General features: G+C 48.9%; 17 protein-coding genes and 7 pseudogenes. 10 read left to right on the forward strand and 14 right to left on the reverse strand.

The window, feature by feature from the left end; translation table 11 throughout:
- The coding region (locus EA14781_RS23605; RefSeq protein WP_072015437.1) for a transposase domain-containing protein at positions 1 to 176 on the forward strand (176 nt) is incomplete at its 5' end.
- Here the strand turns inward: EA14781_RS23605 and EA14781_RS25795 are convergent.
- The 8 genes and pseudogenes from EA14781_RS25795 to EA14781_RS16890 form a co-directional block, all read right to left on the reverse strand.
- Entirely contained in the window at positions 97 to 312 is a 216-nt protein-coding gene (locus EA14781_RS25795) for a hypothetical protein (protein ID WP_241685421.1), read from the reverse strand. The genes EA14781_RS23605 and EA14781_RS25795 overlap by 80 nt on opposite strands.
- Complete coding sequence (locus EA14781_RS25295; RefSeq protein ID WP_164997313.1) at positions 278 to 439, reverse strand: hypothetical protein; 162 nt, start codon at positions 437 to 439, stop codon at positions 278 to 280. Before EA14781_RS25295 ends, EA14781_RS25795 begins: the two co-directional genes overlap by 35 nt.
- 92 nt (positions 440 to 531) lie before the next feature.
- Positions 532 to 657 (reverse strand): type I toxin-antitoxin system Hok family toxin, encoded by a 126-nt coding sequence (locus EA14781_RS16865; protein ID WP_241955837.1) that lies wholly within the window; start codon positions 655 to 657, stop codon positions 532 to 534.
- A pseudogene (mok, locus tag EA14781_RS25800) lies at positions 599 to 748 on the reverse strand (plasmid maintenance protein Mok); the annotation flags it as partial. The pseudogene mok and the gene EA14781_RS16865, both read right to left, overlap by 59 nt.
- A gap of 154 nt (positions 749 to 902) precedes the next feature.
- Positions 903 to 1,217, reverse strand: a complete 315-nt coding sequence (locus tag EA14781_RS16875; RefSeq protein WP_000872083.1) for a hypothetical protein — start codon at positions 1,215 to 1,217, stop codon at positions 903 to 905.
- Positions 1,214 to 1,920: pseudogene (locus tag EA14781_RS16880) on the reverse strand (plasmid SOS inhibition protein A). Before EA14781_RS16880 ends, EA14781_RS16875 begins: the two are co-directional and overlap by 4 nt.
- Positions 1,921 to 1,922: 2 nt before the next feature.
- Positions 1,923 to 2,165 (reverse strand): annotated as a pseudogene (locus tag EA14781_RS16885) (transposase); the annotation flags it as partial.
- Between the two features lie 787 nt (positions 2,166 to 2,952).
- Positions 2,953 to 3,540 (reverse strand): type III secrection system effector, WxxxE family, encoded by a 588-nt coding sequence (locus EA14781_RS16890; RefSeq protein WP_001111203.1) that lies wholly within the window; start codon positions 3,538 to 3,540, stop codon positions 2,953 to 2,955.
- A gap of 166 nt (positions 3,541 to 3,706) precedes the next feature.
- Here EA14781_RS16890 and EA14781_RS16895 point away from each other — a divergent pair, with 166 nt between their 5' ends.
- Both EA14781_RS16895 and EA14781_RS16900 read left to right on the forward strand, forming a co-directional pair.
- Positions 3,707 to 4,348, forward strand: a complete 642-nt coding sequence (locus EA14781_RS16895) for a DUF1076 domain-containing protein (protein ID WP_001144868.1) — start codon at positions 3,707 to 3,709, stop codon at positions 4,346 to 4,348.
- 180 nt (positions 4,349 to 4,528) lie between these two features.
- A pseudogene (locus EA14781_RS16900) lies at positions 4,529 to 4,735 on the forward strand (transposase domain-containing protein); the annotation flags it as partial.
- Between the two features lie 127 nt (positions 4,736 to 4,862).
- On the opposite strand, the gene EA14781_RS26095 reads toward EA14781_RS16900, so the two are convergent.
- Positions 4,863 to 5,066: an EspF repeat-containing protein gene (locus tag EA14781_RS26095; protein WP_231454526.1), complete on the reverse strand. Its 204-nt coding sequence runs from the start codon at positions 5,064 to 5,066 to the stop codon at positions 4,863 to 4,865.
- A 360-nt stretch (positions 5,067 to 5,426) separates the two neighbouring features.
- A pseudogene (locus tag EA14781_RS16910) lies at positions 5,427 to 5,906 on the reverse strand (autotransporter outer membrane beta-barrel domain-containing protein); the annotation flags it as partial.
- Here EA14781_RS16910 and EA14781_RS23615 point away from each other — a divergent pair.
- From EA14781_RS23615 to EA14781_RS16920, 3 genes and pseudogenes are all read left to right on the forward strand, one after another.
- Positions 5,904 to 5,990 (forward strand): annotated as a pseudogene (locus tag EA14781_RS23615) (type 1 fimbrial protein); the annotation flags it as partial. The pseudogenes EA14781_RS16910 and EA14781_RS23615 sit on opposite strands and share 3 nt — an antisense overlap.
- Positions 5,991 to 6,038: 48 nt before the next feature.
- Positions 6,039 to 6,506, forward strand: coding sequence for a type 1 fimbrial minor subunit FimG (gene fimG, locus EA14781_RS16915; protein WP_372587072.1), 468 nt, complete (start codon positions 6,039 to 6,041; stop codon positions 6,504 to 6,506).
- Positions 6,507 to 6,525: 19 nt separating this feature from the next.
- A pseudogene (locus EA14781_RS16920) lies at positions 6,526 to 7,412 on the forward strand (fimbrial protein).
- A gap of 186 nt (positions 7,413 to 7,598) precedes the next feature.
- Here EA14781_RS16920 and gntP read toward each other — a convergent pair.
- Positions 7,599 to 8,942, reverse strand: coding sequence for a gluconate permease GntP (gene gntP / locus EA14781_RS16925; protein ID WP_000558240.1), 1,344 nt, complete (start codon positions 8,940 to 8,942; stop codon positions 7,599 to 7,601).
- A 338-nt stretch (positions 8,943 to 9,280) separates the two neighbouring features.
- On the opposite strand from gntP, the gene uxuA reads away from it, so the two are divergent.
- The 3 genes from uxuA (at position 9,281) to uxuR (ending at position 13,058) form a co-directional block, all read left to right on the forward strand.
- Positions 9,281 to 10,465, forward strand: coding sequence for a mannonate dehydratase (uxuA, locus tag EA14781_RS16935; protein ID WP_000438597.1), 1,185 nt, complete (start codon positions 9,281 to 9,283; stop codon positions 10,463 to 10,465).
- A gap of 80 nt (positions 10,466 to 10,545) precedes the next feature.
- Entirely contained in the window at positions 10,546 to 12,006 is a 1,461-nt protein-coding gene (locus tag EA14781_RS16940) for a fructuronate reductase (protein WP_000208216.1), read from the forward strand.
- 269 nt (positions 12,007 to 12,275) lie between these two features.
- The gene (gene uxuR, locus EA14781_RS16950; RefSeq protein ID WP_000833700.1) at positions 12,276 to 13,058 is read left to right on the forward strand and encodes a Uxu operon transcriptional regulator; all 783 of its coding nucleotides are present in this window, start codon (positions 12,276 to 12,278) and stop codon (positions 13,056 to 13,058) included.
- Between the two features lie 90 nt (positions 13,059 to 13,148).
- On the opposite strand, the gene EA14781_RS16955 is transcribed toward uxuR, so the two are convergent.
- Positions 13,149 to 13,970 (reverse strand): DUF2686 family protein, encoded by an 822-nt coding sequence (locus EA14781_RS16955; RefSeq protein ID WP_000026842.1) that lies wholly within the window; start codon positions 13,968 to 13,970, stop codon positions 13,149 to 13,151.
- 654 nt (positions 13,971 to 14,624) lie between these two features.
- Between EA14781_RS16955 and iraD the strand changes: the two genes are divergently transcribed.
- Entirely contained in the window at positions 14,625 to 15,008 is a 384-nt protein-coding gene (gene iraD, locus EA14781_RS16965) for an anti-adapter protein IraD (RefSeq protein ID WP_010341332.1), read from the forward strand.
- Positions 15,009 to 15,055: 47 nt separating this feature from the next.
- Here the strand turns inward: iraD and ptsP are convergent, their stop codons facing one another.
- Together ptsP and dhaL are read right to left on the reverse strand one after the other, a co-directional pair.
- Complete coding sequence (gene ptsP / locus EA14781_RS16970; protein WP_000225795.1) at positions 15,056 to 17,437, reverse strand: phosphoenolpyruvate--protein phosphotransferase; 2,382 nt, start codon at positions 17,435 to 17,437, stop codon at positions 15,056 to 15,058.
- 3 nt (positions 17,438 to 17,440) lie between these two features.
- Positions 17,441 to 18,073 (reverse strand): dihydroxyacetone kinase subunit DhaL, encoded by a 633-nt coding sequence (gene dhaL / locus EA14781_RS16975; RefSeq protein WP_000701705.1) that lies wholly within the window; start codon positions 18,071 to 18,073, stop codon positions 17,441 to 17,443.
- Positions 18,074 to 18,104 lie beyond the last annotated feature (31 nt).

Below are 18,104 nucleotides of genomic sequence, written 5' to 3' on the forward strand. Positions count from 1 at the left end.
GTTCTGACAGCGGTGGCGAACATGCGGCGGTGTTGTACTCGCTGATCGGCACATGCCGCCTGAACAATGTGGAGCCGGAAAAGTGGCTGCGTCACGTCATTGAACATATCCAGGACTGGCCGGCAAACCGGGTACGCGATCTGTTGCCCTGGAAAGTTGATCTGACCTCTCAGTAAATATCAATACGGTTCTGACGAGCCGCTTACGAAGAAGAACAAGACAGACAGGAATCAGGGCAGCAGTAATCAGAGTCAGAACAGGAGGAAAAAGAGAATAATCACAGGGAAGGTGATGTGATTTCTGACAGGCCATAAGAGAAGGCGGGGGAAAAGAACGAGCGCCGCAGGCGCTCGTTCATCCCCGTTCCCGGAGGGAAACCGCCTTCCTGGCAGTCTGGTTGTTCATGCCCGTACAATGCCAGCAAGGAGAAAGGGGCCACCGGCGAACCAGCAGCCCCTTTATAAAGGCGCTTCAGTGCAATTAGACCAGCATCAGCCCTGAAAAGGCGGGCCTGCGCCCGCCTCCAGGTTGCTACTTACCGGATTCGTAAGCCATGAAAGCCGCCACCTCCCTGTATCCGTCTCTGTAACGAATCTCGCACAGCGATTTTCGTGTCAGATAAGTGAATATCAACAGTGTGAGACACACGCTCAACACACACCAGACAAGGGAACTTCGTGGTAGTTTCATGGCCTTCTTCTCCTTGCGCAAAGCGCGGTAAGAGGCTATCCTGATGTGGACTAGACATAGGGATGCCTCGTGGTGGTTAATGAAAATTAACTTACTACGGGGCTATCTTCTTTCTGCCACACAACACGGCAACAAACCACCTTCACGTCATGAGGCAGAAAGCCTCAAGCGCCGGGCACATCATAGCCCATATCCCTGCACGCTGACCACACTCACTTTCCCTGAAAATAATCCGGTCGTTCAGCCAGTTCACGGGCAATCAGTTCATCCGCAAACAGTGGTGCATACCTGTTGATACGTTTCTCCAGATTCCGCTGTCGTACCGTAGCCTTACGTTCTTCGCGCCAGCGGCGCACCGGGCGGTCAGAAATAAAATCCAGACAGACCGCATACCCTGCTCCGGCAACCCAGCGTGACATAACGGATGCCGGTGCAGGCTGCCCCGCCTCCACCACTTCTGAAACCAGTTCATGCTTGCCAGGACAGGGAGAAGGCAGTTTCCAGCGCAGTGAGTAACGCCACTTCACGCCGCCTCCCGGAGTTTGTTCGGCACCATCCACCGCTCCATCTCACGGACAGCATGACCGGCCTCCCTTGCCGCCATACCAGCCTCTGCGATGACCTGCCAGAATGGCATATCCTGCCACTGCCTGCGTTCCATTCCGGCCAGTGACGGAAAACGCTCACCCCACTGCCAGAACAGAGTTTCCAGGTCATGCTCTGCCACCCGGTCACTCCAGCGTGCATGCCAGCTTCCGACTGTTTCCGGTGAATGGAACGCCAGTTCGATTTCAGCCTGAGCAACCAGCGCCTGGTACGCACGGGCTTTCTGCTCTGCCTCCCGTGCCTGCTGGCGGCTGTACTTCTGCATGACCAGCGCGGATTTATGGCGACTGCGTTCCCTGACACGGAACCGCACCGACGGGAACAACCGCTCTGCTGCATCACCGGGAAGGGGAAGGAGGCAGACCTCGCCCTGTGTTTCAATCAGCACATCGATGGCATACAGCCACTGAAGACGGTTGCCGTGCAGTTCTTCTGCGGTCAGGGACGGCATGAAAAATCGCAGGTCAGACAGCGATATCCTGCGGCTTCCATTCAGACAGCGGAAAAACGCCCCCGCATACGGATATTCCGCCAGCGTGTTTCCCTGATGGCGGCGTTTTTCCGTCTCCGCCACCGCCGCCATGCGGCCTGTTGCTCTGTGCTGAGGGGTATCAGTGCCCGCATCACGGTGTGTTCAGCTCAATCTCGCCGTCATCGCAAAGCAGCGTTTTTGACGAGTAGCCATTGCGGGTATTAGAGCCTTTTTTAGGTGCATTTTTCTCATACCCGAGATGGTCAGTCAGCTCTGCATTGAGCGCCGTTTCGACGGTCAGCTTAGTCAGCATACGGGAAAACTGGTTAAGATCAGCTTCGGTTTTAAGGCCCTTAGCCAGTTCAGCCGCCAGCGCTTTGAGTTTATTTTCGTCCATAATTTGCCTGTCTCCGGTGTTGGAGTGAACATATCAAAAACAGGCAATTACACAAATCTATGTACAGGTTCTCAATAGTGCATCCAATAGATGCGCTAATCTCACCAGATGTATATCCTAGATAATTGTTCATATCTGCATGTGTTTGCCCGGCAGTTAAAGATAAAACCATACTTAACAGACATAATGCCCTTTTCATAGTTCACACTCCAGTGTAAGTATTGTTCTGGTTAACCTAGGAAAGGGGAGATGGAAAAAAATATTTCAAGGTGATTTTTTTGTATATATAGTTTAACCATTTTTTTTCCATGTTGTGAGGCTGTTGATAAATATCATGTACGAGGTTCTTACCTTACTGCAATCCATAACGTATGAATGCTTCTACCATTAAAAACAAAATAATTAATTTCTTTATGCATTACAATGTTGTTGTAATGCATTTCATTCCATCTCATACAATTGCAAAGGCATTTACTCTGGTTTTTTTTGATTTGCATTGATAAAGAAAAGTGATTAATCCGGATAAACAGCAACAGGTACTTTTGGGATAAGAAAAATTCCATTTACCTGTGCCTGACATGAATAAAGTGTAATATCTCAGCCTGAAACCGGGATAATTGAAAAAAAGGGAGAGTAAGACAACCCATCATAATGTTGTTTCTGGTGGGGGCATGATATTGTATATGGATAAAAAAGTAATAGTTTTGCGCATAATCCCAAGAAGAACCCTGTTGGTCGAGTTCTTCCTGGGGAACAGTCAATATTTATAATATGATATTAAAGGTGATTATTTTGCCGACATGGATTTTGCCAAAATAATATAACTTTCTACGCTATCCTGTAATTTTTTTATGTCTATTTTGCTATCAATATGTTTCTCAAAAAATCTGTCTGCCAGCTTATTTTCCAGTATATCTCTGGTCTTATTCTTATCATCTCTACTCATCCCCTCACAAAGGGAAGCTAATTTTTTACTAAACCAGCCGTTTCCATTGACGATATGAGTTATAGAGCTTTGTGCTGCATTAGAATCTAATTTGATTCCAAAGTCCTCCGCTATCAGAGTAAAAACGCGTTGACGAACATCACCCGTAATATTCGTGTTATTTTCGGAGCAATGCTTATCAATTCCCATATTGATTAATCGTGAGGGATAAACTATTCGCTCATCACTTTTCCATGCACTAATATCTTTAGTGCTCTGTCGGGTGACCGTATTCAGAATAATTTTATTCATCTGATTCACAGAGAAAGTGATGATTCTCTCCCCCATTGAGAATTGCAGAATCTCCTTCCGCCCCCCCAGAAAGGACGGCCTGCTAAAAAAACTGCACCCTAAAGAACTGACAGAGTTTCCTGATATATTCGCTGGCATAGCAATTCCTTTTGTTTGTATTTACAATATAGCAAAATCATGGTTATTTTATCAGGCAATAGTCATTACGTAAAGGATGCTGTGGTGCCCCTGCTTCATTTGATTCGTTTCCTGTATTCATTATTGTTTGTTTTTGTGGTGGTAATTATTTAAAAAAGGAAAATATATGCCTGTTATGTTAAATCTCTCAAATGGAAGGCTGTTGCCAGCAAGTGAACTGGAGGCGTTACGTAATGTCGCAAGAAGCAATCAGAGTGATGTGCTTTTGGTTGGAGGCCGTAGTTTTCAACTTCATCATGTTTCATTTATGGACGGATTTAGTGTGGCTCCCATTCCGGGCAGTTTTCTGGAGCGCATTGGGGAGCGGAGGCATCGTCAACTCGCTGACAGCCTAGAGAGACAGCTCAACGGAGGGAGCTCTTTTCTGCAGGCATTCAGTCTGTACATGGAGCAAACTCGCTCAGCTTCATCTTTGCAGGAAAGTGTCAGAAATGAAGTTCAGAACAGAGTTAACTCTTTTGCATTTTCTGTTAATCCTGGTGAATTTTCCTGCAGTGAGCAGCATCTGAGATGTCCGATAACCCTGTGTATCCCGGAAACAGGGGTTTTTGTCAAAAATGCACAATGCTCAAACGTCAGTTCTTTATACGATAAAAACGCTCTGACTGAAATTCTCCGGCGCAATGCTACACATCCACTCAGTCGTGAACCTTTTACCCCCGGAATGATCGTCCTCAAAGAGGAATGCCATTTTAGTTCGGCAGAACAACACTTCTGCGTATTGCCCGGTGTGGATACGCGTCTCTGAGTGAGTTTCGATATGTTGATGTGTAGTGGTTTACTAAATTTGGTCACCTGATTAAAGGTGATATTCTCACCTCAACACCAATCTGGCAGGCCAGATTTAAACGTCTGTCAGAAAGAAATGGCGGAAACGTTGGGGGAGCAATATGGTCCGCTACTGCCATCCGCCCTGCGCCAGTCTTCAGCCCGTAACCGCAAGAACTGGCTGTTCGCGCGTTCCGACAGTGGCGGCGAACAGCCGGCGGTACTGTATTCGCAGATCGGCACGTGCCGTCTGAACAATGTGGAGCCGGAAAAATGGCTGAGTTACGTCATTGAGAATATCCAGGACTGGCCGGCAAACCGGGGACGCGATCTGTTGCCCTGGAAAGTTGATCTGACCCCTCAATAAATATTAATACGGTTCTGGTGAGCCAGCTTACCTTTAAGCCGGGAGTGATGCACCACTATAGGAAACTGAATATAGCATTCTGAGCCTTCCCAACATGATCGGGGAAGGCCCATTAATAACCACGTAATCAGGAATTACGCGAAGTCTTAATACCATGCTCTGCAAGATGGTCTATCAGACGTTGTGCTATGTCCGGCAATGGCTGAGATGCTTCATTTGATACCGGCGGCGGTGATGTCGGTCGGCTGGGCGTCAGAGGCGAGGATGTTGTTATATTCCGGGCTGGCTGAATACCATGTGCAGCAAGATGGTCTATCAGACGCTGTGCCACATCCGGAAGTGGCTGGGCTGCAGAACCACCACCTGTTGCTGGCTGATGAAGCGATGCTGAACGGGAAGAGCCTGATACCAGGGTAGAATTTTGGGCTGTAAAAAGCTTTGTTGCGTTAAGGGAACTATTGCTCGGGGAGAAAGGCGAATTAATCTTTATAGGGGTTAGTGACACTTTTTGCGGTGATACAGAGAAACTGCTGCTTCGAACTGCAGTCGCTATACCACGAGAAAGACTCGATAACGCAGAACTAATGTTGCTAATCATTTAATACCTCTATATTAAATCATTAATAGCTATTTTTAAAGTTTTCGGATTTTTTATGCACCTTCTTTAAGAAGGTGCATTTTAATAAAATTGTCAGAAAGAATATCGGAAGTTGGCGTTTATCGCATTATCCACGTTATATTTCCCGAACGCTGATTTCTCCAGCTCCAGGCCAAAACGCATATTATCCTTAATTTCCGCATTCATCCCCACATTCATCAGCATTCTGCTGTCCTTTTCACCTTCAAAACGTTTCTCTCCGGATGCATCCTGCAGAACCGTTTCTCCGTTCGCCAGCAGGTCGAACTGGTAACCCAGCCCGGCTCGCGCGGTAATTTTCCAGTCGTCTCCGGAGAAGGTTCTTCCCACGTCAACACCGGTACGGCCAATCAGTGGGTTATAATCCTTGTCTTTCATGCTCAGGGCCATTCCCCGGTCTTCCCAGCTAAAAGATTTTCCTGACACAGAACCGTAAACCAGCTCCATCTGTGGCTCCACCCAGGACTCTTCCGACAAGTGGTAACGATACCCGACCTCTGCACCGGCATACCAGGAATGAGAGCTGTAGTTTTTTACGCTCGACTGATGGCCACACAGGTGCCCGTCACGGCGGGGCATATCAATGCCACGGCAACATTCACTCTTGAATATCAGTAACTGGAGATACTCATGAAATGGAGCCAATACGGCTGGTTTTGGGCGGTAATGCTGGCTTTTTCGTGCATGGCGGCGCGTGCTGCCGATGTCACTATCACCGTAAACGGTAAGGTCGTTGCAAAGCCGTGCACAGTGTCCACTACGAATGCTATGGTCGATCTCGGCGATCTTTATTCTTTCAGTCTGATATCTGCCGGGGCGGCATCGGCCTGGCACGATGTTGCACTTGAGTTGAGTCATTGTCCGGTAGGGACTTCCAGAGTCACCGCCAGCTTCAGTGGGACAGCCGACAGTACCGGGTATTATAAAAATCAGGGGACTGCACAAAACATCCAGTTAGAGCTACAGGATGCCAGTGGTAACACATTAAATACCGGCGCGACCAAAACCGTTCAGGTGGACGACGCTACACAATCAGCGCATTTCCCGTTGCAGCTCAGAGCATTGACAGTAAACGGTGGCGCCACGCAAGGAACCATTCAGGCAGTGATTAACATCACTTATACCTACAGCTAAACCAGAAGAGAGCATTGTAATGAAAAGAGTTATCACCTTGCTTGCCGCAGTACTGATGGGGTGGTCTGTAAATGCCTGGTCATTCGCCTGTAAAACCGCCAATGGTACGGCTATTCCTATTGGCGGCGGTAGCGCCAATGTCTATGTAAACCTTACGCCCGCCGTAAATGTAGGGCAAAACCTGGTCGTGGATCTTTCGACGCAGATCTTTTGTCATAACGATTACCCGGAAACGATTACCGATTATGTAACGCTGCGGCAAGGGTCGGCTTATGGCGGCGTATTAGCCAATTTTTCCGGGACCGTGAAATATAATGGCAATAGCTATCCTTTCCCTACGACCAGCGAAACGCCGCGCATTGTTTATGATTCGCGAGCGGATAAACCCTGGCCTGTTGCTCTTTATCTGACGCCGGTCAGCAGTGCGGGTGGTGTCGCGTAATTGCCGTGCTTATTTTGCGCCAGACGAATAACTATAACGGCGACGATTTTCAGTTCGTCTGGAATATTTATGCCAATAACGATGTGGTGGTCCCCACTGGCGGCTGTGATGTTTCCGCTCGTGATGTCACCGTTACACTGCCTGACTATCCCGGTTCAGTGTCGATTCCTCTCACCGTTTATTGTGCGAAGAGCCAAAACCTGGGGTATTACCTTTCAGGCACAACCGCAGATGCGGGCCACTCGATTTTCACCAATACGGCGTCGTTTTCGCCAGCACAGGGAGTCGGCGTGCAGTTGACGCGTAATGGCGCGGTTATTCCGGCGAATAGCACGGTGTCATTAGGGGCTGTAGGGACTTCGGCGGTTAGTCTTGGGTTAACGGCAAATTATGCTCGTACCGGAGGACAGGTGACTGCAGGGAATGTGCAGTCGATTATTGGTGTGACTTTTGTTTATCAATAAATAACAGAACGTGCCAATGCTGGTGCGCAATATCGCCTGATGCGCAACGCTTATCAGGCCTACAAAACCTGCACGTGAGTCTTTTGCAGGCCAGATAAAATGCGCCAGTGTCGCATCTGGCATAAACAAGGCGTACTTTGCCAACAATCCGAACTGAGCCTGCCAATAGCAGGCTCTAATGTTCCTTTACGCGACCATGCTGATAATCAACACAATAATCAGCCCAACCACGGAGTTGACCAGTTCCAGCAGTCCCCAGGTCTTCAGCGTGTCTTTGACTGACAGATCAAAGTAGCCTTTGAACAGCCAGAAGGAGGCATCGTTAATATGAGTGAGGGTGTTGGAACCCGCCGCCGTCGCCAGCACCAGCAGCGCCGGGTTCACGCCAACCAGTTGCCCTGTTGCTGGATCAAGGATTGCTGCGCTAATAATCCCGGCGGCAGTCATTGCTGAAACAACCCCCTGACCGGTCGCCAGGCGAATCAGTACGGTGATCAGCCATGCCATGATGTAGGGTGAAATGTTGCCGTGCGACATCAGCATACCGATGGTGTCGCCAATGCCGGTGTCAATGATGGTTTGTTTCAGCACGCCGCCCGCACCGATAATCAGAATTACCATCGCAATGCTTTTTACTGCGCTTTCAAAGGCATTCATTACCCATTGCATATCGTGACCGCGTGCGGTGCCGAACAGCACGAACGCCACGACCATAGCGATAAACATGGCAATCGGCGAAGAGCCAATAAAGTTAACCACTTCCCACGCCGGTGTGTCTTTGACCAGCCAGATGTTGGCGATGGTCGTGGATATCATAATGATCGCCGGGATCAGCGGAACCAGAATCGAAATGCCGAAAGAGGGCAGATTATTCATATCGACCGATTGATCCGCTTTCAGGAATGACGGCGTTGGGCGTTCAAGATTACCGAGGAACTTCGGTAGGATCAGGCCAGCGCAGATTACGCTGGGGATAGTCACCAGCATACCATAGATATAAACCATCCCCATGTCCGCACCATACGCATTCACCAGTGCCACCGGACCCGGTTGCGGTGGGAACAGCGAATGCGCGGTGGTAGCTGCTGCTACTGCCGGAATAGCCAGTTTCAGGAACGGGATTTTGGCTTCGGCGGCAATCACGATCACCAGCGGCGCCAGCATGATAAAGGCCACTTCATAGAACATCGCCAGACCGAAAATCAGGCCGATGATGATCACCGATATCTGAACGTAGCGCAGGCCGAGGCGTGCTAATAGCGTATGCGCTATTTGATGAGCTGCGCCGGAGTCGACCATCAATTTACCGATGACCGCACCGAACACCACGATGATTGCCAGTTCTCCCAGCGTGTTGCCGAAGCCTGCTTTCATGGTATGCAGCAGCGACATCAAATCCATACCGGCAAGCATCCCGACGGACAACGCCGCTACCAGCAAAGCCACCATCGAGTTGATCTTAAACTTCAAATTCAGTACCAGCATCAGGCCGATGCCGAATACTACCCAGAGAATGTTAAGCACATGCATAAAGTTTTACCTTACCTGGTTGAGCCATTGTTATTTTGGGCGACATGTTATGTAAATTGGTCAACCATTGTTGCGATGAATATCACATCCCCTGATTAATCACCGTGGATTACTCTTTGTTGCAATTTGCAGCAAAGAGTCAGAGACTGCATTTCTTGTGGTATGGTTAACCAATTTTAGATTTCGGGTTGACATGTATTACCAAAAGGTAGAACTTATACGCCATCTCATCCGATGCAACGTCATGGCTGTGGCGGGGTATGCATTCGGATACCTAAACAACTCCGGGGTTCCGCGTCTCTTCGCTGTTGAACCCACTATGTGAAAGAGGAAAAACCATGGAACAGACCTGGCGCTGGTACGGCCCTAACGATCCGGTTTCTTTAGCTGATGTCCGCCAGGCGGGCGCAACTGGCGTGGTTACTGCGCTGCACCATATCCCGAATGGGGAAGTGTGGTCCGTCGAAGAGATCCTCAAACGCAAGGCTATCGTTGAAGAAGCGGGTCTGGTGTGGTCCGTCGTGGAAAGCGTGCCTATTCACGAAGATATCAAAACTCATACCGGTAACTACGAACAGTGGATCGCTAACTATCAGCAGACCCTGCGCAACCTGGCGCAGTGCGGCATTCGCACCGTGTGCTACAACTTCATGCCGGTGCTCGACTGGACCCGTACCGACCTCGAATATGTACTGCCGGACGGTTCCAAAGCACTGCGTTTCGACCAAATTGAATTCGCCGCGTTTGAAATGCATATCCTGAAGCGTCCAGGCGCAGAAGCGGATTACACCGAAGAAGAAATTGCTCAGGCTGCAGAACGCTTCGCTACCATGAGCGACGAAGACAAAGCACGTCTGACCCGTAACATCATTGCCGGTCTGCCAGGCGCGGAAGAAGGCTACACCCTCGATCAGTTCCGTAAGCACCTGGAGCTGTACAAAGATATCGACAAAGCCAAACTGCGCGAAAACTTTGCGGTTTTCCTGAAAGCGATTATTCCGGTTGCCGAAGAAGTTGGCGTGCGTATGGCGGTTCACCCGGATGATCCGCCGCGCCCGATCCTCGGCCTGCCGCGTATCGTCTCCACCATTGAAGATATGCAGTGGATGGTTGATACCGTAAATAGCATGGCGAACGGTTTCACTATGTGCACCGGTTCTTACGGTGTGCGTGCAGACAACGATCTGGTTGATATGATCAAGCAGTTTGGTCCACGCATTTACTTCACCCATCTGCGCTCCACCATGCGTGAAGAAAACCCGAAAACCTTCCACGAAGCGGCGCACCTGAACGGTGACGTTGATATGTACGAAGTGGTGAAAGCGATTGTTGAAGAAGAACACCGTCGTAAAGCGGAAGGCAAAGAAGACCTGATCCCGATGCGCCCGGACCACGGTCATCAGATGCTGGACGACCTGAAGAAGAAAACCAACCCAGGTTATTCTGCGATTGGTCGTCTGAAAGGCCTGGCCGAAGTTCGCGGCGTCGAAATGGCGATCCAGCGCGCTTTCTTTAGCCGTTAATATCCACCGGCATGGCTGCGCGCCGTGCCGGTTCCTTCTTCCTTGCCGTCACTCTCTGAAGACGGATTCTGGAGTTTACGATGACTACTATTGTTGACAGCAATCTGCCGGTTGCCCGCCCGTCATGGGATCATTCTCGTCTGGAATCACGCATTGTGCACCTCGGTTGCGGGGCGTTTCACCGCGCGCATCAGGCGATGTACACTCATCACCTGCTGGAAAGTACCGACAGCGATTGGGGGATCTGCGAAGTTAACCTGATGCCAGGTAACGATCGCGTGCTGATCGAAAACCTGAAAAAACAGCAACTGCTGTACACCGTAGCGGAAAAAGGCGCGGAAAGCACCGAACTGAAAATTATTGGCTCGATGAAAGAAGCACTGCACCCGGAAATCGACGGTTGTGAAGGTATCCTCAATGCGATGGCGCGTCCGCAGACGGCGATTGTCTCTCTGACCGTAACGGAAAAAGGTTACTGCGCTGATGCGGCAAGTGGTCAACTGGATCTCAATAACCCGTTGATTAAGCACGATCTGGAAAACCCGACCACGCCGAAATCCGCAATTGGTTACATCGTAGAAGCGCTGCGTCTGCGTCGTGAGAAAGGGCTGAAAGCGTTTACGGTAATGTCCTGCGACAACGTGCGTGAAAACGGTCATGTAGCGAAAGTTGCCGTTCTCGGGTTGGCTCAGGCGCGCGACCCGCAACTGGCGGCATGGATTGAAGAGAACGTCACCTTCCCGTGCACCATGGTTGACCGTATTGTTCCGGCGGCGACGCCTGAAACCTTACAGGAAATTGCCGATCAACTGGGCGTTTACGATCCGTGCGCCATTGCCTGTGAACCGTTCCGTCAGTGGGTAATTGAAGACAACTTTGTTAATGGTCGCCCGGACTGGGATAAAGTGGGCGCACAGTTCGTTGCGGACGTTGTTCCGTTCGAAATGATGAAACTGCGTATGCTTAACGGCAGCCACTCTTTCCTGGCATACCTCGGCTACCTCGGCGGTTATGAAACTATTGCCGACACCATGACTAACGAGGATTATCGCAAAGCAGCTTTCGCTCTGATGATGCAGGAACAAGCGCCAACGCTGTCGATGCCGGAAGGAACTGACCTGAACGCGTATGCGACGCTGTTGATCGAACGTTTCAGCAATCCGTCTCTGCGTCACCGTACCTGGCAGATCGCGATGGATGGCAGCCAGAAGTTGCCGCAGCGTCTGCTGGACCCGGTACGTTTGCACCTGAAAAACGGCGGTAGCTGGCGTCATCTGGCACTTGGCGTGGCTGGCTGGATGCGTTATACCCAGGGTGTGGATGAGCAAGGTAATGCCATTGACGTGGTAGACCCGATGCTGGCGGAGTTCCAGAAGATCAACGCACAGTATCAGGGCGCAGAACGCGTGAAAGCGCTGCTGGGCCTGAGCGGTATTTTTGCCGATGATCTGCCGCAGAATGCAGACTTTGTTGGCGCGGTGACGACTGCGTATCAGCAACTGTGTGAGCGCGGTGCCCGCGCGAGTGTTGCTGCTCTGTAACTAACTGATTACCCAACAGAGTTACTGGTCAATCAAATAAATATTTGGTTGACCAGTTTTCGTTTTTTTGCCCGCCTGTACGTGCCAACTTCCTGTGCAAATGGTATAGTTTTGAATTGACGGTCAACATAAGATTGCCTGATACGCAAACTTATCGGGCCTACAGGTCAATCGCAATTTCTTGAATACGCACTCTTTATAAGCCGGATAAGAGGTTTATGCCGCATCCGGCAATAATTTGATTAACCGCATTTAACGGACATAACATCATGAAATCTGCCACCTCTGCGCAAAGACCTTACCAGGAAGTCGGGGCGATGATCCGCGATCTGATCATAACGACGCCTTACAATCCTGGCGAACGGCTGCCGCCGGAGCGTGAAATCGCAGAAATGCTTGATGTCACGCGTACAGTGGTCCGCGAAGCGTTGATCATGCTAGAAATCCAGGGGCTGGTGGAAGTACGCCGTGGTGCGGGTATTTATGTTCTCGACAGCTTAACCCGTCAGAGTGCAGAGAGTGCAGAGAGCGCAGATGCCAACGTCTGCAACGATGCCGGGCCTTTTGAGTTGTTGCAGGCGCGCCAGTTGCTTGAGAGTAATATCGCCGAGTTTGCTGCTTTGCAGGCCACTCGTGAAGATATTGTGAAAATGCGCCAGGCACTGCAGCTTGAAGAACGCGAACTGGCCTCCAGCGCGCCGGGCAGCAGTGAAAGCGGCGATATGCAATTTCATCTTGCTATTGCTGAAGCTACCCATAACAGCATGTTGGTAGAGTTGTTTCGCCAGTCCTGGCAGTGGCGGGAAAATAACCCAATGTGGATCCAGTTACACAGCCATCTGGATGACAGCTTATATCGCAAAGAGTGGTTGGGCGATCATAAACAGATCCTTGCAGCATTAATCAAAAAAGACGCCCGTGCAGCTAAACTGGCGATGTGGCAGCATCTGGAAAATGTGAAACAGCGTCTGCTGGAGTTTTCCAACGTTGACGATATTTATTTTGATGGCTATCTATTCGATTCCTGGCCGTTGGATAAAGTCGACATCTGATATTATTATATGCGCAAGCTTAAATGTATCTTGCGCTTATTTTGATAAATAAATCATACGGTATTTCGGTGATGATTAACTTTCTAATCATCACTGACCAATGTAATTCCATTCACCGTTGTTTAATTCAAACAGTTCTGGATGATTCGCGGGGCGCAGAGTCATGCGTTTGACCTCCATATTCTCGTCTCCAGGTATAACCTCATATCCCATTCGTGAGTGGACCGGAGCGGTGTCTGGATAGGCATTCAGACCAATTGTTGGGGTAATTCCAGTCTGAGGATTGGCATTAAGTAATGCTGCGTAGACGAATCCAGATGAATTTGATACCCCTGTCACTGTCATTATCTGATCAATATAGATATCAATTTGGGGCTGTTCATTTGACCACTCTGGGGCTCGTTCAACGGGAAGAGTTACAATGTATCCTATAGTGGTTCCTGCATAACCTGGAATATTGCAACCCGGGCCCAGTGTTATTTCATGTATGGTATAGTCGACAATGGAATCCAGAATTATGTTCTGCCGTAGACCCGCGTTTAACTCTGCGGCTACATGTGTTTTTTCACATTTCCCACCGTATATTTCGTCTAATTCTGATGTGATTTCCCATTCACGACTGACAACTCTGCCTCTGACTGTAACACCATCAGCTTTTTGACACGCATCAGTTACGTAATTAAATGGCCAGAATCCCTGATTACCAAACATAAGTTTTCTAATTTCGACGACACTCCCTCCATCGTAATTATGGTTATCTCCACGTTCAAGAGGCGTAATATAGATATTTTCCGTATTTAGACGCGCATGTTTATATCTGCATAGTAGCTCGTTGTCGATTTCTGGATGTGGGGCGAAATGATTTGTTGTAGAAATAAGGTTGTGAATGGAATTGCTGCCAGGTATAGACATAGTATTGTATCCTGTTAAAGAAATTTCATTTATGTTCAGAAAAGAATGTGTAATTTATTCCTTAAATAAAGCGTGAGAACATATCATCACATATTTTAGTTGCAGGTACATGAAGTCAGTACAACGATGCTAAAATACATTGATGATAAGAAATATAAAAAAACGCTCATTTTTATTCATTCAAACTGTTCAAGAAGAAATATATTATAGCCAGATAACATTTATTGTTATTATATTGTTGTCAGCTTTAATGCTATTTTCGCCTGGTGTATTGGGGATGTTCTTTTTGTTGTTAGCGTTCATTAAAAGCAGATGTCTCAATGGAACGTAGTAAACTATATAAAAGCAAATAATAACACATTGAAATTAAATTTAAGTAACATGAAATTTTTCATCTACGTAATTATTCGGAATATATTAGTAAAATTTTTTTATGTTTGATGACCTCCATCAAACCATGCTTTTTTTCTTGAAAAGTCAGTAGATATTCATTGGCAAGTAAGGTTTTATATTTTGTGGGCAAAAGCTATGCCTGTATCAGGTTGTCATGGATGTAATGAACAAAGGGATGGTTATGAGAAATGAGCATCAATACTGTGGTACCCGATATTCAGGGCAAGCCGCATATATTGCCAGACGTCAGGAGTGCGCAAAATGATGCGCCAATCACTTCAGACAGTATTACCTGAAAGCACAGGAAACAATACATCATCGCTACGTGATTCCGTATGCCGGGATCTCTTTCAACTTTTTAACTCCCCCCATTCACCGTTACCAACATTACTGGTTTCAGGTATGCCCGAGTGGCAAGGGCATAACCAGAGCGACAAATGTCTCCAGAATTGGTATTGCCGCCAGTTGCGTTCCGCGCTTTTATTTCATGAACCAAGAATTGCCGCTTTGCAGGTGAGTCTTAAAGAGGCGTATTGCCGCGATCTGGCGATCAGCCTGGAGATGATGCTATTCCACGACGATGAGCCATTAACGTTTGATCTGATCTGGCGAAATGGCAGCTGGCAGAGTTTGGGGCAGGGGTGAACGATAAGAAACGCGATACGTACAGACGTATCGCGTTGGGCAACACATTAGCGGGATGTTCTGATGGTCGCTTTTAATGCCGGAAGTCGGGATGAACTGGCACTAAGCTTATCAATTCCCATGTTGAGCAGAATTGCGGTTTGCTGGGTATCTCCGGCCATTTCGCCACACATACTAACCGGAATTTCATTGTTACGTCCGGCCTGACACACCAGATCAATAGCCTTAATGACTGCGTCATTACGATAATCAACCAGTTCCGCGACGGCACTATTTCCCCTGTCAGCCGCCATAATATATTGCGTCAGATCGTTAGTGCCGATGGAGAAGAAATCGACCTCGCAAGCTAATTTGTCTGCAATCATTACTGCGGCAGGAACTTCAATCATAATTCCCAGGGCAGGGAGATTTTCTGTCGGGATCCCCAACAATTTTGCTTGTTCTTGTATCAACTTTTTGACGGCGTTGACCTCTTGTAGCGTTGAAACCATCGGCAGCATAATTTGTAGAGTTGGATATTCTTTCCCGGCCCGAAGAAGTGCGCGTAATTGCGGAATAAATATTTGCGGATGCGCCAGGCATAACCGGATACCACGAAGGCCAAGGAATGGGTTGTCCTCTGCGGGTAAAGGATATGAAGGTAATGGCTTGTCACCGCCAATATCCAGAGTACGGATAGTGACAGGTTTATCGCCAAAAGCACAGGCAACAGAACAATACACGCGGAACTGCTCTTCTTCGTCGGGTAACGTTGCAGCCTCATGAAATAAAAACTCTGTGCGCAACAAACCAACGCCCTCAGCCCCGTGAGATAGCGCGGCATCAATGTCTTGCAGGTCTCCGATGTTCGCCAGCACGCTAATTTTACGACCACCCTGTGTAGTTGCAGGCATCATGGCATCGGCTAACTGACTCTCCCTTTGCTGTTGCCATGCTTCGGCACGTTGCAGTAAATCCAGACGGGTAACCTCATCCGGCTGTAGCCATAAACGCCCTGTTTCACCATCAAGAATGACCGTTTCGTTATCGCGGACGGTTTGCGGGGTGATATCTGCCTTCACAATGGCAGGAATACCCATTGCTCTGGCCAGGATCGCTGTGTGTGAAGTTGTTCCGCCGTTATGAAGACAGATACCAAGAATGTGCGCTTTATTCAGGCTGGCTATCTGTGATGGCAAAAGATCGTTAGCTAACAAAATGCAGGGCGCGGTAGTTATAAAGTGTTGCTCACTTACCCCGCAAAGTTGGTTCAGTACCTGACGCGAAAGGTCGCGGATATCTGCCTCGCGTTCACGTAAATAGAGTGTCTCCGCCTGACAATATTGTTCTGTCAGCGCTTCCATGACTTCTAACCATGCGAATTCAGCCTGTTTACCCTTTGCTAGGCTTCGTTGTAATTGCCGGTTAATCTCTGGATCTTCAAGCATCATCTTATGGGCGGCAAAAATATCACCTTCAGACCCTGCCGCTTTATCGGCAAGTTGGTGAACCACAACGTCGATTGCAAACTCAATTTGCGACAGTTCTTCCTGTGGAGAATCGGGGGTTCGCTGTGTAATTTCCGGTAGCTCGCAGGTAAACCATTTAACCGGGCCAGTAGCGATACCATTTTGTACTGACAAACCTGTGATTGCGCCATCGACAGGGGAGCTGGCCACAGGCGTTGCCGTTATCGGAATCTCTGAAGAAGCGAGCAAGTGAGCTTCGCCAAAATGATTTTTCGCCAACGTTTCAATTGCCTTGAGAGCGTCACTGGCATCGACACCTTCCGCCTTGAAGGTGATTTCATCGCCACAGCGAGCACCCAGCATCGCCAGTTCATTGAGACTGCGGGCGCTGGCGCGTTTATCTCCTCTGATGACGATAATGTTTGCCGAATATTGTGCTGATACTTTCAGGATGCTGGCTGCCGGACGGGCATGAATGCCGTGGGGATTACGTATCGTCCAGCAAAAGGTTTGCCATTCATCAGAATGATTGACTGGTGATACCGTTGGCACAACTTCGCCCGCAGGAGAGAATGGCGTGAGCTGCTGCTGTTTAGCGCACAGCGCAAGATCCACTTCGGCGATAATCTCCGTCACCGAAAGTCCCGCCGCGGCAGATGTCACCGCAGACATGGTGCCTTCCACCACCGGTGCCGCCAGCAGATAGATAGCGCCTCTCTGCTCTTCAGAAAGCAATTCCAGTGCCATCCCGGTGCTAAGAAGTGCACTCCCCATATCCATGAGTACCAGAACGCCTTCCGGTGACCAGACTGATTCAATCGCAGACATAATCGCAATGGCATCAGTGCCAATCGGATTTTGCGGATCATCAATACCTGCAGCAATGGCCAGAGGAACGACACCACCGGACATCTGCTGTGCTAACTCTTCGATTCCCTGGGCCAGGCGTAGACTATGAGAAACAATAACAATGGCAACCATAATTTATTCCGCGAATCCTTCCTGCATAGCCTTAATCATCAGCCAGGAAGAGGTCGCGCCTGGATCCTGATGGCCTACACTACGAGCGCCAAGGTAGCTGGCTCGTCCTTTTTTCGCCTGCATATTGATGGTGTTATCGACTGCTGTTGCAGCATCTTGCACCATCGTATTCAGCAGAAGGGAAGGCGACATTCCAGCCTGCAGGTTTTTTTTGGCTTCGTTGAGAACCGGAACCCAGACATCACACAGTGTTTTGTCCCCTTGTTCAGCCTTTCCTCGGGCGATTACCCCGGCAATACCTTCTTCCAGACATGCTAACCACTCTTCCAGACTTAATTCCGTTCTGGCTCCGATCGCCGCAGAAGTGCGAATAAATAACGTCCCATAAAGAGGACCGCTGGCACCGCCGACGCTGGAAAGCAGTTTCATGCCGGTATTTTTCAGGATGTTGTCAATATGCTGACGTTCAATATCGGGTAAGGTTGCTTTGACCGCACTGAAACCACGATTCATATTGAGGCCGTGGTCGGCGTCACCAATATCTCTGTCGAGTGCGGTTAAAAAGTCTTGCTGTTCAGTGAAATGCGCTGCACAACTCCCAAGCCAGGCGATAATATGTCTGCTTTGAATTTTCATAAAATATCCTTATTAACATCCCCATCGAAGG

This window comes from Escherichia albertii NBRC 107761 = DSM 17582 (assembly GCF_000759775.1).
Taxonomy (GTDB): Bacteria; Pseudomonadota; Gammaproteobacteria; order Enterobacterales; family Enterobacteriaceae; genus Escherichia; species Escherichia albertii.